Genomic DNA, 15712 nt, shown 5'->3' with positions numbered 1-15712 from the left:
TGGAAACGCGGTGCGATTCTTAAGACTATTTACGAAGGGCTTTTTTGTATTCATCAACGTCGGAGTGGTGTTGCTTTTTCTTGCCGCATGCCTTGCACCGTATATTTCCCCGGCCTGGTTCTGGCCTATCAGTTTCATTACACTGGCCTTCCCGTTTTTACTGGGCGTGCTGGTGATATTTATGATAGGGTGGCTGTTTTTCAACTACCGCTATGCGTTTTTATCGCTCACGGCCCTGTTCCTGGGCTGGAAGTCTATCAGCGCCTTTCTGGCGTTTAACCTGCCTTCCGGCAACAAGCCGGCGCCGGCAGACAAAAGCCTGATGGTGATGAGCTATAATGTGAGCCAGTTTGGCCTGTACCGTGAAAAAGACAGCAAATACAACCGGCAGGCCATGTTCGCCCTGATCAAAAAGCAAGAGCCGGACATCGCGTGCTTCCAGGATTTTTATACCTCTGAACGAAAGAATGATTTTAACAACCGGGAGGATATTTCCCGGGACATGAAAATGCCGTACCGTTTCTTTTCGAGCGATTTTAACCGGAACGGGATGCAACACTGGGGTTCCATCATCTTTTCAAAATACCCTATTATTGCATCAGACAAGGTAAAAATGAGCATGGGGCCTCTGAGTGAAAGCCTGATTTATGCTGATATTGTAAAGGACGACGATACCATCCGCATTGTGAACATGCACCTGGAATCATACCGTTTCAACGAGAAGGACTATACTGATATCCGCAAAATCAAAAACCAGGAGGATACCGGTCTGGTGGCCACCAAAAACATCATTCAGAAAATGCGCGAAGCGTATATACGCCGCAGTCAGCAGGCCGATATTGTAGGTGATTTTATCCGGCAGAGCCCTTATCCGGTAATTGTCTGCGGAGATTTTAACGATACCCCGGCATCGTACACCTATTTCACGATCAAAGGCGACCTGCAGGACGCTTTCCTGAACAAGGGCTGGGGCGTAGGCCGCACATTTAACGGACTGGCGCCCACCCTGCGTATTGACTATGTGTTTGCCAGTACCGATTTTAAGGTCAACAGCTTCCGGAGGATCATCTCCGACCTGTCTGACCACTATCCGGTCATCGCCAATCTCAGCCTGATTGGCAGCGGTGTGCAGGAAGTAGAAGTAAACAAATAAGAATAATTATGAAAATGTTTAATATTTTGAGATCTGACCGATGTTGTTCCCGGACTTTTAACATACATCTGGAACAATATTTATCTTTGCCATCCACCACCGGAAAAAAGGCCTGTTGCCTGTAACAGGTCCCCCGGACATTCTTAATTACAGCATATGTCAGAACTCAAAATATACAATTCAATACACCGCCAGAAAGAAGTATTCACCCCTCTGCATCCCGGCCACGCGGGCATGTACGTGTGCGGACCCACCGTGTCCGGAGAATCACATCTCGGCCATGCCCGTCCGTATATCACTTTCGATGTGGTATACCGTTACCTGCAATTCCTGGGTTATAAAGTACGTTATGTACGTAACATCACCGACGCCGGCCACTTTGAAGAAGAGGGCCGCGCTGCGGAAGATAAAGTCTCCAAATCCGCCGTGCTGGAGAAACTGGAGCCGATGGAACTGGTACAGAAATACACCAACCTGTTCCACTGGGCCATGTTGCAGTTCGGCAACCTGGAACCCAGCATAGAGCCCACTGCTACCGGCCACATCATAGAGCAGATAGAAATGATCAAAACGATCATGGAAAAGGGTTATGCCTATGAAGTAGACGGCAGCGTGTATTTCGACGTAAAAAAATACGCCGCCAGCTATGACTATGGCATCCTCAGCGGCCGTGTGCTGGAAGACATGCTCGAAACCACCCGCGAGCTGGAAGGCCAGGACGAGAAACGCAATAAAGCGGATTTCGCCCTCTGGAAGAAAGCTCCCGCAGAACATATTATGCGCTGGCCAAGCCCATGGGGCGAAGGCTTCCCCGGATGGCATATTGAATGCTCCGCGATGAGCGCCAAATACCTGGGCCATCAGTTCGATATCCACGGCGGCGGCATGGACCTCCAGTTTCCGCACCACGAGTGCGAAATAGCGCAAAGTGAGATCGCCCATGGCGAGATGATGGCGCGCTACTGGATGCACAACAACATGATCACGATCAATGGTCGTAAAATGGGCAAAGCTTATGGCAACACCATCAAGCTCACGGAAATGTTTACCGGCGAAAATGCACAGCTGGACAAAGCCTACAGCCCGATGACCATCCGTTTCTTCGTATTGCAGACACATTACCGCAGCACGCTCGACTTCTCCAACGAAGCGCTGCAGGCCGCGGAAAAAGGGCTGCAACGCCTGTGGGCAGCCTATGAAACACTGCAGAAGCTGAGCTATGCTTCCAATGGCGCTGCCATCAACGAGGAACTGGACAAACAGGTACGCACCTGGTGCGAGGAATGCCCTGAATTCATGAATGACGACTTCAGCACCGCCAAGGTGCTGGCCAACCTGTTTGAGCTGACACCCGTTATCAATTCCCTGAAGGGCGGTCAGATCAAAATGCATGAAATCAGCGAAGGTACCTTTAACCTGCTGCAGCAGACCTGGAAGACTTACCTCGTGGACATCCTCGGCATACAGCAACCGCCCGCCAGCAGCGACGACCAGCTGCTCGACGGCGTATTGCAGATGCTGATATCCATGCGCAAGGAGGCCAAAGGCCGCAAGGACTACGCCACCTCCGACCGTATCCGCAATGAGCTGCTGAGCATCGGCATACAGCTCAAAGACGAAAAAGATGGTAACGTCACTTATAGCGTTCAATAAGCAAATATCTACAGATAATAATGCGTAAAGTTCTTAGCATGTTGACAACGCTGGCCCTCCTGGCCGGCGCTTGTCAGCAGCCCTCCACAAAAACAGACAATACCGCCGACAGCACCGGCGCCGGCAAAGTGGCCAAACTGAGTGTGCCGGTACCGGCCTTCAGCGCAGATTCCGCCTATGCCTATACCGCCAAACAGGTGAGCTTTGGGCCAAGAATACCCAATACCCCTGCACAGCAGCAGTGTGCCGACTGGATGATCAGCTCTCTGAAAAAATGGGCGGATACCGTATATGTGCAACGTACCACCGTAGAAGGGCCGCATAAAGAGAAACTGCCTTGTATCAACATTATCGCCAGCTTCAACCCTGCCGCCAAACAACGCGTGTTGTTACTGGCACACTGGGATACCCGTCCATGGGCCGATGAAGACGCTTTTGACAAAAAGGGCAAGCTGGATGGCGCCGATGATGGCGCCAGCGGAGTAGGCGTGCTGATGGAAGCCGCCCGTCAGTTCAAAACACAAAGACCAGAAGCCGGCGTAGACATCCTGCTCGTGGACGTTGAAGATTACGGGGTAAAAGACAACGAAAACTCTTTCTGCCTCGGTACCCAGTACTGGGCTAAAAACCCGCACGTAAAAGGCTATAAAGCCAATTACGGCATACTGCTGGACATGGTAGGCGGCCGTGGCTCACAATTTTATATGGAAGGCTCTTCCCAGCAATACGCTTACGGCCCGATGAAAATGTTCTGGGACGTGGCCAATCAACTGGGCTACTCCGACTATTTCCGGTACGAGAAAAACGGATCTTACATTACCGACGACCACATTTATGTGAATACGATGGCCAACATCCCGACTTTTGATATCATCGCCTGGCAAGCCACCGGCAACTTTGCGCCGCACTGGCATACCCAGAACGATAACATGAGCGTGATCGATAACAAGACCTTAAAAGCAGTAGGACAAACTATCCTGCAGGTGATCTACAATCAGCCGTTCACCTACTAACGCCCTTACCGGAGTGCAGGATAGCGGATATAACCATCTAATCAAACGTTTATGCCCAGACCATCAGGCACTCCGGTAACGGAGCATGCTTATATCTCCCATCTCAGCAAGGACAAAAAACTGCAAAAGATCATCAAAGGTCCGCTGGATGCTCAGGAGAAACGCCGGAACTTCCCGTTGCGCCTCATTGCCGCTATTATGAGCCAGCAACTCTCCACCAAAGTGGCTGATGTGATTTATGCCCGTTTCCTTGCCCTTTACGACAATAAAGAACCGACCCCTCAACAGGTAGCAGCCACCGATCCGGCAGTGCTGCGCTCCATCGGATTGTCCAACGCCAAAGTGTCCTATGTGCATAATGTGGCCAACTTTGTGATCGCTGAAAAGCTCACCGATGCGCGGCTGCATAAAATGGACAACGAAGCCGTGATCGTATGTCTTACCCAAATCAAAGGCGTAGGCCGGTGGACAGTGGAAATGCTGCTCATGTTCCACCTTCACCGCGAAGATATTTTCTCCATAGACGACCTGGGCATACAACAGGCCATGGCCCGTCTTTACAAGCTGGACAACAGCGACAAAAAAGCTTTCCGCGAGAAGATGAAGACGATCTCCGCTAAGTGGGCCCCCTACCGGACCCATGCCTGCCGCTATCTCTGGCAATGGAAAGATCAATAAGCATGTAAATACATTGCGTACTGCCGTTGTAAATTTGTATCATGAGTTTGCAGGGAAGCCTTTTTGAAGAGCCCGGTCCCGGGAATGCCATCCATCTTAAGAACGGAGAACTGGCTTATTATCCGCGCTTTTTCAAGCCGGCGGAAAGTGATAATTATTATCAGACATTACTGGACACAATCGACTGGAAGCAGGAATCGATGAATATGTATGGCAAACAGGTTTTATTTCCGCGATTAATGGCCTGGTACGGAGATGCTGCCACTTCCTATAGTTTTTCCGGCAATACTTTTGCGCCCAGCCCATGGACACCGGCACTGGAAGAAATAAGGGCCCGCATCACCCCGGCTTCCGGCACTGGTTTCAATAGTGTATTGCTTAACCTTTATCGCAGCGGCAGCGACTCTATGGGCTGGCATGCCGATGACGAACCCGAACTGGGCCCCCATCCGGTGATCGCCTCTGTCAACTTCGGCGCCTCCCGCCGTTTTTTATTACGCTATAAAAATGATCATCACCTGAAACATGAAATATTGCTGGAACATGGCTCCCTCCTGGTCATGAAAGGGACGCTGCAGCAGTACTGGGAACATCAGGTACCCAAAACAAACCGGCAGATTTCCGGAAGGATCAACCTCACCTTCCGCTTTATCCACCCCTAAAACCATATACACCTGCTATGAACAACCTTATTTTATTAATCGGAAATGATATCAACAACATTTCCAGCGGACAAAGCTGGAAAGACCTGCTGCAGGATATCATCACCTTCTGTCATACAGGAGACTGCGTGGAACTGGACGACAAAAAGCCATTCCCGCTGCTGTATGAAGAGGTTTTTTTAACCGCCATCAAAAGAGAAAAACTCCGTGAAAGGGAACTGAAAGCGTTTATCGCCATCAAAGCCGCCGAAATCAAAGCCAATGGCATCCATGCCGCCATCCGTGCATTGAAGCCGGCGCACATCCTGACCACCAACTATGAGTTTACCCTGGAAGGCCGGACTCCTTATGAAAATACCAGCCTTATCAACGAAAAATTTTACAGCATCTTTCGCAGATACACCATGGATGACATCTATTATTGGCATATCCATGGCGACTGCCTCAATCCCATGAGCATCAATCTCGGGTTTGAGCACTACGGCGGCCAGCTTCAGCTGATGCGCAACTACGTGGTGAGCGGCACCTTCTACTCCAGCAAGGAAGTTCCAAAAGAATCTTTACTGCGACGTATACACGCCAAACAGGTGTACTATCATTCGTGGATCGACTTCTTCTTTACGCATGATATCCACATCTTCGGGTTGTCGCTCGATTTTGTGGAAACAGACCTGTGGTGGCTGCTCACTTACAGGGCCCGTCAGAAATTTCACCATAAAAACGTGCCGGTGCCCAACACACTCTATTATTACATTCCGGAAGAACTGGTGCCAGCCTCCAAATTCAAGCTGGACCTGCTTACCGCCAATGATGTAAAGGTGATCAGCCTGCCGGGAAAAGATAAACTGGCTTACTACACCAGCATTATTCAGCGGATTGGAAAACGGAAATCACCATGACAGTTGTAACATTCTGTATGCTGGCAGCGTTTTTGCAAACAGAAGGTATTCTGACAAAAGTAAACCGTCAGGTACCTTTTGTTGTTAAAGATTAAACTCACAAGTATGTTTTTAGAATTAGCATTGACGCTGGCTACGACACTGATGACGCCCGTGAAGCCTGTACAGAAGCAGCAGACCTCAAAAAATCAGACTATTTATGTTAAGGAATCCAAGGAGCCATGCACGGGCGTTGCGCCGATGGAATGCCTGCAGATCAAAGGAGTGAAGGATACAGAATGGTCTAACCTCTACACGAACATTGAAGGATTCAAATATACGCCCGGCTATCGCTACAAGTTGCTGGTGAGGGTTACGCCCGTTAAAAATCCTCCTGCAGACGGTTCTTCTATCAGATACACCCTGCGGAAAGTATTAGAGAAGAAAAAAGTAAACACGACACCTGAAAAGGGCTCCCCATGGGCATTTATCGCCAGCAAAAGATGGAATCTTATCAAACTCGGAGACAGCACGCTGACGCAGTCCGGCATCTGGGTAGAGTTTGATCCTGCCACCAAACGTTTCCATGGTAAAGGCGGTTGTAATAGTATTTCCGGAGGTTACCATGCTAACGGAGAAAACATTACCTTTACAATGGCGATCAGCACAAGAATGGCTTGCATGGATGAAAATGTGATGCGCCGCGAAGCTGAATTTCTGAAGATGATCGGAGAACATACTTACCGCTATGACGTGGCCGACCAGACGCTGAACTTCTACGAAAACGACAAGCTGGTAATGATCTTCGGCATGCAGCCTAAAGACCTTCAATAGACTACTTAGTAACCCATTATAACAGAGGAGGTTGTCTTGTATAAGACAACCTCTTTTTTTCCGGCAAGCGGGATTAATTGTTTATATTTAGATAGCCTATAGCCGCAATACACACCCCCTGTTTTCGTATACCCTACCGTAGCTGAATTTTATTTTTAATCCCTTATTATCCACGCCCATGAAACAGCTGTACTATTTGCTCGCCTTCCTTATTCTGTTATCATTTTTAAACGGCTATTCCCAAACCTGCACCAATCCCCTGAAGATCGTTGTGCTGGGCTCCTCCACCGCCTGGGGTAATGGCGTGCCGGTACGGGACAGCGCCTGGACATTCCACTACCGCCGCTATCTGAAGGCCTCCCATCATCCGTCTGATACGGTGATCATCCTCGCCAAAGGCGGTAATACCACGCATACCCTTCAGGCCAACGGAACGCCGCCATACACAGTGTCCGGCAACACCTTCACGGTAGACACCACCTGTAACATTACCCGCGCCATTGCGCTGTCGCCTGACGCCATTATCATCAACATCCCCAATGAAGATGAAGCACGCAACTTCCCCATGACCGTACAGGTGGCAAACCTGCTCGCCCTGGCCCGGCAAGCAGCGTTGTACAACATTCCGTTGTGGGTAGCCACCACACAACCACGCGGAAACCTCGGACTGGCCGCCGGCGCCCGCCTGACGCAAATGAAAGACAGCATCGTCAGTTACTTCGGCAGCAAAGCGATCGATTTCTGGACCGGACTGGCCGACAACAGAGGGTACATACTGCCGGCCTACAACAGCGGTGACGATGCCCTGCTGAATTCCGCCGGACAACGCATCCTGTTCGACAGAGTAGTAGCCATGCAGCTGCCGCAGGTGTTATGCACCACAGCCCCCGCCCCACCCTTTCGCCTGTCAGCTTTCACGGTGGCCACCGCAGGACAGCGGCTACAACTCTCCTGGAGCACCAGCGAAGAAAACAGTACGGTGAAATTTACCATCGAGCGCAGCATCGATACGATCAGCTGGATAGCTGTTGGCAATGTCAACGCAGCAGGTAACGCCTCCACACCACGCAATTACCAGTTCACCGATACCACTGTTGCGCTCAATCAGCAATACTATTACCGGCTTAATATGGAAGCCACGCTGAACCGCCACTACTACAGCAACGTTGCTGGCGGCAAAGTGATATATGTGCCCGGCAGTTGCAACAAACCACTGCGCATTGTAGTACTGGGTTCTTCGACGGCGTGGGGCAATGGCCTTCCGGACCGCGACAGCGCATGGGTAATGCGGTACAACCGTTATCTCAAACAACAGCATAACAGCGCAGACTCCATCATTCTGATGGCATTCGGCAGTAACACCACGCAGGCAATTATGCCCACCGGAACGCCGCCATACACGGTGTCCGGCATCACTTACAGCGTGGACACAGCGCATAATATCACGAAAGCCATTGCCCTGCAGGCGGATGCGATCATCATCAATATGCCTAGCAATGATGAAGCACGGAACTTTCCCCTGTCCAAACAAACCGCCAATTATCTCGCACTGAAGCAGGAGGCCGCACTGCATCACGTGCCGCTGTGGGTGGCCACCACACAACCCAGAAGCAATCTGGGCTATGCAGCAGCGCTACGGCTGGCGCAGATGAAAGACACCATCAACCTCTATTTCGGCGACAAAGCCATTGATTTCTGGAGCGGACTGGCACAGCCCAACGGGTACATCCTTTCCGAATACAATAGCGGTGATGATGTGCATTTTAACGCCGCAGGCCATCGCGTTTTGTTTCAGCGGGTGGTAGACAAATACATCCCTGCTGCCCTATGTCCTGACACCAGCGGTCCCGCGCCGGTAATGGCCGCGCCTGAAATCACCCATGCAGGAACCGGTCTTGCAACGGCAGGCAGCAGCCCCCTGACGATATTTCCCAACCCTGCCACCAGTTATGTAATAATACCGACGGTAAATAATGCACCTTTTATACTGGAAGTGTATAACGCGGCGGGCAACAGGATACTGAGCGAACGCCGTGCAGGAAGGACAACGCTGTCTGTGGACGGATGGGCGCCTGGCATATACATCATTCAGTTGACCTGTGGCCGCGAACGGTACCGTCACCGGTTGATAAAAATCTGACAGGAAATCTCCCTGAAAAAAATAAAAAAGGGCGCCTCGGTAAGAGACGCCCTTTTTTTCACTTCTACTTTACAAATAAAGCTATGGTATAACAACTAAAACGCTGTGTTATTAATATGCCACGCCGGCAATGTTCTGCACGGATGCTACCAGCTTCCGTGTAGTGTTGTACTCAAACAACATCGCGTTGGAGGTTTTGTCTCCTACTGCTACTACCACTTGTACAGTGTCTGCTTTCTGCTCTGGTACCTGTACCAGCAGATAGTCGGCATTTGCACGCAATACCTGCGCTGCCACATCGCCAAAGATCACTTTGTTAGCTGCTTTTTCTTTACTAAATCCATGACCTCTGATGATCAGAAAATTACCGGCATTACCGGCCACTGTAGCTGTTTCTTTTTTCGTCTGGTTTGGGGAACAGGCCGTCATAGCTACTACCAGCAGCATAAGGGCCACCACAAACATGTTGTAATGTTTCATCTTTTTAATTCTTCATTTTGGGGTAGGGTAACAAACCCTGTTACAAATAAAATCCGGGGTAACACTATTGCATGTAGCAACTCTTATTCGCAACAGTATTTCTTCGGTGATTAAAGCGGATGCAAATCTACGAATATTTCAGCAAATAACATTCTTTTTAAACAGGAAAATTTTCAAATTACGTATAACTACGTATGCGCTGAAACGTAATACTGCGCTATTTTTTCAGCAGTTGCGCCTTGTTGTATTCCCAGTTCATTCTGGCGATATGCAACACCGAAATCTGTTGCGGGCACTCTGCTTCACAAGCTTCTGTATTACTGCAATGACCGAACCCTTCGGCATCCATCTGACCTACCATGCGGCGCACCCTTTCCTGCGCTTCCACAGCCCCCTGGGGCAACAATGCCAGATGTGTGATCTTCGCACTGGTAAACAACGCCGCACTGGAATTTTTACACACTGCCACACAAGCGCCACACCCGATACAGGCAGCCGCATCAAACGCCGCCTCCGCTACCGGATGCCCTATCGGGATACTGTTGGCCTCCGGCGCCTGGCCGGTATTGACAGCAATGTACCCTCCTGCCTGTATCACCCTGTCAAATGCAGTACGGTCTATTTTCAGGTCACATTTTACCGGAAAAGCCGTTGCCCGGAACGGCTCTATGTAAATAGTCTCTCCATCCCGGAAACTGCGCATATGCAGCTGACAGGTGGTCGTGTTTTTTAAAGGCCCGTGCGCACGGCCGTTGATCATCACCCCACACTGCCCGCAGATCCCCTCGCGGCAATCATGGTCAAACTCAATGGCCCGCTGCCCCTGCTCCAGCAGCTGCTCATTCAGCATGTCCAGCATCTCCAGAAAAGACATGTCGGAATTTACGTCCGCCAGTTCATAATCCTGCATTTTGCCAGTGTCCTGGCTGTTTTCCTGCCTCCATATTTTTAATCGTATATGCATACACGTTATTTATAGCTTCTTACCGTAGGTGTAACAAATTCAAATGTCAACGGCTCTTTATTCCATATCGGCGCCTGGTTTTCTCCAGCCCATCCCCACGCGGAGATAAAAGCAAAATCCTGATCATTACGCATGGCCTCCCCTTCGGGTGTCTGATATTCCACCCGGAAATGCGCTCCGCACGACTCTTCCCGCGTCAGTGCATCATGGCACATCAACTCCCCCAGCTCAAGATAATCGGCCACCCTGCCCGCTTTTTCCAACTCGCTGTTGATAGTCAGTCCACCCGGAATAAACAAGTCGGCATAAAACTGCTGCCGCAGCGCCTTTATCTCCCCGATTGCCTGCTTCAGTCCTTCTGCGGAGCGTGACAACCCACATTTATCATACAATATTTTGCCCAGCGTTTTATGAAAATAATCAGCAGATAATTTACCACCGATACCCTTCAGCAAATGCAGCTGGTCCTGCACCTGTTTGGCCGCAGCATCAAAAGCCGGATGCTGAACATCCGTTGCCGGTGTTTTGATTTCATCTGCCAGATAATTGGCCAGCGTGTATGGCGCTATAAAGTACCCATCCACGCAGGCCTGCAGCAGGGAATTAGCTCCCAGCCTGTTGGCTCCGTGATCAGCGAAATTTGCTTCTCCCAGTGCAAACAAACCAGGGATGGTGGTCATCAGTTCATAATCCACCCACAAACCTCCCATGGAAAAATGCGCTGCCGGCGAAATTTTCATCGGCTCCTGATAGGCGTCCACGCCGGTGATTTTTTCGTACATGCGGAACAGGTTGCCATACTTCTCCCGGATCTTGCCAACACCCTGGTCTTTAATCGCCTTTGAGAAATCGAGATATACCGCATTCTTCAACGGCCCTACGCCATAGCCCGCATCAATACGTTCTTTCGCCGCACGGGAAGCGATGTCCCGCGGCGACAGGTTGCCAAAAGCAGGATAACGGCGCTCCAGGTAATAATCCCTGTCTTCCTCCGGCACCTGGTTAGGCAAGCGGTCCTCCTGTTCTTTTTTAGGTACCCATATACGGCCATCGTTGCGCAGGGATTCCGACATCAGCGTAAGCTTGGACTGGTATTCGCCGGATTGCGGCAAACTGGTAGGATGGATCTGTGTCCAGCTGGGATTGGCCATCAGCGCGCCTTTCTTGTGGGCCCGCCAGATAGCGGAGCCATTACAGCCCATTGCCAGCGTAGACAGGTAATAAATCTTTCCAAAGCCGCCGGTGGCCAGTATCACCGCATGTGCCCCGTGACGTTGTATTTCACCGGTATCAAGATTGCGGACGATTATTCCTTTTGCCTTGCCATCGATCGTTACAAGGTCCAGCATTTCATGCCGCGCAAACAACTGCACCGAGCCAAGATGCACCTGCCGCATCAGCGCCTGGTAAGCGCCCAGCAGCAACTGTTGACCGGTCTGCCCACGGGCGTAAAAAGTACGCGATACCTGCACCCCGCCGAAGGAGCGGTTATTGAGATATCCGCCGTATTCCCGGCCGAAGGGCACCCCCTGCGCTACTGCCTGGTCTATCAGGCTGGCACTGCATTCTGCCAGCCGGTACACATTGGCTTCCCGCGCGCGGAAATCGCCCCCCTTAATAGTATCATAAAACATGCGGAACACATTGTCTCCGTCGTTTTTGTAGTTCTTACAGGCATTCACACCGCCTTGTGCCGCCACGGAATGCGCCCGCCGCGGCGTATCCTGGAAACAGAATGTTTTCACCCGGTATCCCATCTCCCCCAGTGAAGCGGCAATGGAACTGCCTGCCAGTCCTGTGCCCACCACAATCACTTCCAGCTTCTTCCGGTTGGCAGGGTTGACCAGCTTAGCATGTTCTTTATAATGACGCCACTTATCTTCCAGTGGCCCTTCCGGTATTTTTGCATTCAGCATGACCCATTATTTTAAGAAGTGAACATAAACCGGTATCAGCGCAAAACCAGCACAGATACCCACACTGTATATCCAGCCCATTACCCTGACCCATTTTACATAACGCGGATGATAAATACCCAGCGTCCGCGCGGCACTGAAGAAACCATGCAACAGGTGGTAACAAAGCGCCACCATACAAAGCACGTATACCAGCACATACCATGTTTCGCTGTACACCGCCACCACCAATTTGTATAAATCCTTGTTTCCCTGTGCGTCCAGCGGCAGCGAGCCAAACTTGTACACATACCAGAAATCACGGAAATGGATCACCAGAAAAACAAAAATGACCGTCCCCAACAGGCCCATATTACGGGTATACCATTTGCTTACTTCACCGCGCCTGTCATAATGATATTTAATATCTGATGATCGTTTATTCGTCAACGTTATAATCATTGCATATATCACATGCGCGACAATACTTGCATATAGCACCCAGGAAATTATTTTGATGATGATATTACCTGACAAGAGGTGCGAATAGGCGTTAAACTGCAGGTGCGCCTGCTCATCTGGCAACAGCAGTTGCAGGTTTCCCAACAAATGAATAATGAGAAAAAAGCACAGGAACAATCCTGTAAATGCCATCCAGTTTTTCCTGGTTAATGTTTTTTGCGTCCACTGACCCATAGCTTGATATTTTGATATTACCAGATGCCTAATACTTTCCACCATCCTGCACCAAGGCCCATCCAGAGAAGGATATACACGATGCTTAATATAAATCCGCATTTCCACCAGTCTTTCAGCTCCACATAAGTGCTGCCGAAGAATACCGGGGCTGGTCCGTGGCCATAGTGTGTCAGCGTACCGAAAATACCACCGCAGAAACCCAATACCAGCGCCAGCAGCGTGCCTGGCACACCTACCGAAATACCCACCGCCAGGAAAGCGGAATACATGGCCGCCACATGCGCGGTAGCACTGGCGAAAATGTAATGGCTATAGAAATAAACCAGCACAATGATGGGAAACGCCACCAGCCACTGCATACCACCTACCTGCTTCTTAATGAGCTCACTGAACCAGGGGATAAAGCCCAGCGAGTTCAGGAAACTGGCCATCATCACCAGCGCAGAAAACCATACAATTGTGTCCCAGGCGCCTTTTTCGGACCTTACATCTTCCCAGTCCAATACCTGCGACAATAACAGAAACACCAGTCCTATCAGGGCGGTGGTGGTAGCGTCAATTCCAAACAGATCACCCGTGATCCACAATATCAGCAGTATCACAAATGCCAGTAGCATCAGCCACTCGTTTTTATGTACCGGTCCCATCTCCTTCAGCTTTTCGGCCGCCATCGCCGGCGCATCGCCAGTGGCTTTCAGTTCCGGTGGATAAATTTTATACAGCACATAAGGCACCACAAGGATGGACAATGCCGCCGGCACCAATGCAGCGGCAAACCACGACATCCAGGTAATATCGATGCCCAGGTTTTTGGCGAACTTCTGACACATGGGATTACTCGCCGTCCCCGTAAGGAACAACGAAGACGTGATAAGGTTCATATTGTAGCTGCTCAGCGTGAGATAGCCGCCGAGCTTACGGTGGGTAGCAGGATCTTCCGGCATCGATCCAAAATTCATGGCCATGGACTTCATAATGGGATAGATAATCCCTCCTCCCCTGGCGGTGTTGCTGGGCACCGCCGGCGCCAGCACCAGGTCGGCCAGGCCCAGGCCATAAGCCAGTCCCAGCGAACTCTTACCGAATATGCGGATAAAAATATAGGCGATACGTTTACCCAGACCGGTTTTAATAAACCCGCGGGCAATGAAAAAGGAAATACCAATCAGCCAAATCACTTTGTCCCCGAAACTACTGAGTGCCAGCGTAATGGATTTGCCGGGATTCCCGGGTGCCAGCACACCGCTCAGCGCTACCAGCGTAATGGCCAGCATGGACATGGTGCCCATGGAAGCCGCTTTCAGGATAATACCGAGGATAGTGGACAGAAAAATGGCCAGCAGATGCCAGGCTTCAGGGGTAACGCCTGCCGGCGGGGGTATCAGCCAGATAACAACGCCGAAAATGACCGTGATCAACAACTGTAGATACTTGATTTCTTTCATAACAATTGGCATTTTATATTCTGCACTGCACCTGTACGATCATCAGGTTGCTGTTGTGCGTTTTCGTTCCGGGAATATCCCGGTCGTAATTGTCGATTTGCATCCCCAGCTGTATGCGTCCGCCATAATCTTTCAGGAAAGCCAGACTCACCATCGGGATGTAGGTACGCCGCGCATTACCGCTGTGCCGAAAATCCTCGTTAAAATATTCATAACGCATAGACACCTCGATAGAGGTGAGCTTATGATAGTTGATTTTGTACCGGAAATTAGGCAGCAGGTAGACGCCATGCATGAGGTAGTCGCTCAACGGCCCTTTACGGAGACTGTCTGCCAGCCCGTAAAACAAACGATGGTTGGTACCCTGCTTAAACTCCGACTGCAGCTGCAGGTCAAACTTTTCTGCCAGCGGTATCACACCACTGAAGTCTACCCCCAACGCATATACGCTGTATCGTTTCACTGCGCCAATACCACCGTTGAGGCCCAGGGAGAGTTTGTTCATATCGCCCAATTCCAGCCGGGCGGAGCCCAGCTTGCCGTTATCATCGTCAGATACCTGGTTACGGTTATTCCCGTTGACAACAGAGACGGCATATTTCACAGGAAGCTGGGTGTTTTTCCGGAAGGAGCCGAACATGGACACGCCCACCTGAAAACTCTGCCAGCCGTTGTTCCCGAAGGCATAATATTGATTGGAGAAATCCATGGACTGGATGATGTCTACCGGGTAGAGGTCTTCCAGGCCAAAGGATGGCCGGAACTGGCCTACTGTAAAATTGATGGCGTCATTCCAGCGATAGGTAATAAACGCGTTCTCCAGCACTTTTCCTTTGGGGTCGCTGGCAAAATCCGCGAAGTTGACTAACACGCCTGCCTGAAAACGATCGCTCACCTGCGCTTTTACCTGAAGCCTGGCGCGCTTGATACTAAAGCTGTTACGCACCACTTCCTTCTCTGCATCGGCCTGATGGGTGCCGTTGACGTCCACATCTTTATTGAGGGAAACGGTGTACCGCGCCTGAAACACGCCACTCAGGGTTATTTTTTTCAGAAAGCCGGGTTTAATGGAAGACGTGTCTTTGGCAGTGGTGTCGCTGACAGGCCTATCCACTGCATAAGTCAGGGAAATGCCCGCAAAAAAGCACAGAAAAGTGGCAAACAGTTGGAAACTTCGTTTATGCATGCACGGTTGTTGAGTTTTCGGAATAGGCGGTT

General features: G+C 50.5%; 14 protein-coding genes. 8 read left to right on the top strand and 6 right to left on the bottom strand.

The window, feature by feature from the left end; genetic code table 11:
• Positions 1-10 precede the first annotated feature (10 nt).
• From HGH92_RS12155 to HGH92_RS12120, 8 genes are all read left to right on the top strand, one after another.
• On the top strand, positions 11-1153 hold the full coding sequence (locus HGH92_RS12155; RefSeq protein WP_168870979.1) for an endonuclease/exonuclease/phosphatase family protein: 1143 nt from the start codon (positions 11-13) through the stop codon (positions 1151-1153).
• 156 nt (positions 1154-1309) lie between these two features.
• Positions 1310-2806, top strand: a complete 1497-nt coding sequence (gene cysS, locus HGH92_RS12150; protein WP_168870978.1) for a cysteine--tRNA ligase — start codon at positions 1310-1312, stop codon at positions 2804-2806.
• 20 nt (positions 2807-2826) lie between these two features.
• Positions 2827-3819, top strand: a complete 993-nt coding sequence (locus HGH92_RS12145; protein ID WP_211092582.1) for a M28 family peptidase — start codon at positions 2827-2829, stop codon at positions 3817-3819.
• 51 nt (positions 3820-3870) lie between these two features.
• The gene (locus tag HGH92_RS12140) at positions 3871-4497 is read left to right on the top strand and encodes a DNA-3-methyladenine glycosylase family protein (RefSeq protein ID WP_168870977.1); all 627 of its coding nucleotides are present in this window, start codon (positions 3871-3873) and stop codon (positions 4495-4497) included.
• A 41-nt stretch (positions 4498-4538) separates the two neighbouring features.
• Positions 4539-5159 (top strand): alpha-ketoglutarate-dependent dioxygenase AlkB family protein, encoded by a 621-nt coding sequence (locus tag HGH92_RS12135; protein WP_168870976.1) that lies wholly within the window; start codon positions 4539-4541, stop codon positions 5157-5159.
• A gap of 17 nt (positions 5160-5176) precedes the next feature.
• Positions 5177-6058 carry a hypothetical protein gene (locus HGH92_RS12130; protein ID WP_168870975.1) on the top strand — a complete coding sequence of 294 codons (882 nt, stop codon included), beginning with the start codon at positions 5177-5179 and terminating at the stop codon, positions 6056-6058.
• A gap of 105 nt (positions 6059-6163) precedes the next feature.
• Entirely contained in the window at positions 6164-6871 is a 708-nt protein-coding gene (locus HGH92_RS12125) for a DUF4377 domain-containing protein (RefSeq protein WP_168870974.1), read from the top strand.
• A 178-nt stretch (positions 6872-7049) separates the two neighbouring features.
• Entirely contained in the window at positions 7050-9011 is a 1962-nt protein-coding gene (locus HGH92_RS12120; RefSeq protein WP_168870973.1) for an SGNH/GDSL hydrolase family protein, read from the top strand.
• A gap of 111 nt (positions 9012-9122) precedes the next feature.
• Here the strand turns inward: HGH92_RS12120 and HGH92_RS12115 are convergent, their stop codons facing one another.
• The 6 genes from HGH92_RS12115 to HGH92_RS12090 form a co-directional block, all read right to left on the bottom strand.
• On the bottom strand, positions 9123-9491 hold the full coding sequence (locus HGH92_RS12115) for an IPT/TIG domain-containing protein (protein ID WP_168870972.1): 369 nt from the start codon (positions 9489-9491) through the stop codon (positions 9123-9125).
• A gap of 217 nt (positions 9492-9708) precedes the next feature.
• Positions 9709-10455, bottom strand: coding sequence for a succinate dehydrogenase/fumarate reductase iron-sulfur subunit (locus HGH92_RS12110; RefSeq protein ID WP_168870971.1), 747 nt, complete (start codon positions 10453-10455; stop codon positions 9709-9711).
• Between the two features lie 5 nt (positions 10456-10460).
• Positions 10461-12371 (bottom strand): fumarate reductase/succinate dehydrogenase flavoprotein subunit, encoded by a 1911-nt coding sequence (locus tag HGH92_RS12105; RefSeq protein ID WP_168870970.1) that lies wholly within the window; start codon positions 12369-12371, stop codon positions 10461-10463.
• 6 nt (positions 12372-12377) lie between these two features.
• Complete coding sequence (locus HGH92_RS12100) at positions 12378-13046, bottom strand: succinate dehydrogenase cytochrome b subunit (protein WP_168870969.1); 669 nt, start codon at positions 13044-13046, stop codon at positions 12378-12380.
• A gap of 17 nt (positions 13047-13063) precedes the next feature.
• Positions 13064-14494 carry an anion permease gene (locus HGH92_RS12095; protein WP_168870968.1) on the bottom strand — a complete coding sequence of 477 codons (1431 nt, stop codon included), beginning with the start codon at positions 14492-14494 and terminating at the stop codon, positions 13064-13066.
• Positions 14495-14507: 13 nt separating this feature from the next.
• On the bottom strand, positions 14508-15680 hold the full coding sequence (locus tag HGH92_RS12090) for a porin (protein WP_168870967.1): 1173 nt from the start codon (positions 15678-15680) through the stop codon (positions 14508-14510).
• Positions 15681-15712: the final 32 nt, after the last annotated feature.

This window comes from Chitinophaga varians, from assembly GCF_012641275.1.
Classification (GTDB): Bacteria; Bacteroidota; Bacteroidia; order Chitinophagales; family Chitinophagaceae; genus Chitinophaga; species Chitinophaga varians_A.
This window is presented reverse-complemented; position numbering and strand designations above follow the sequence as displayed.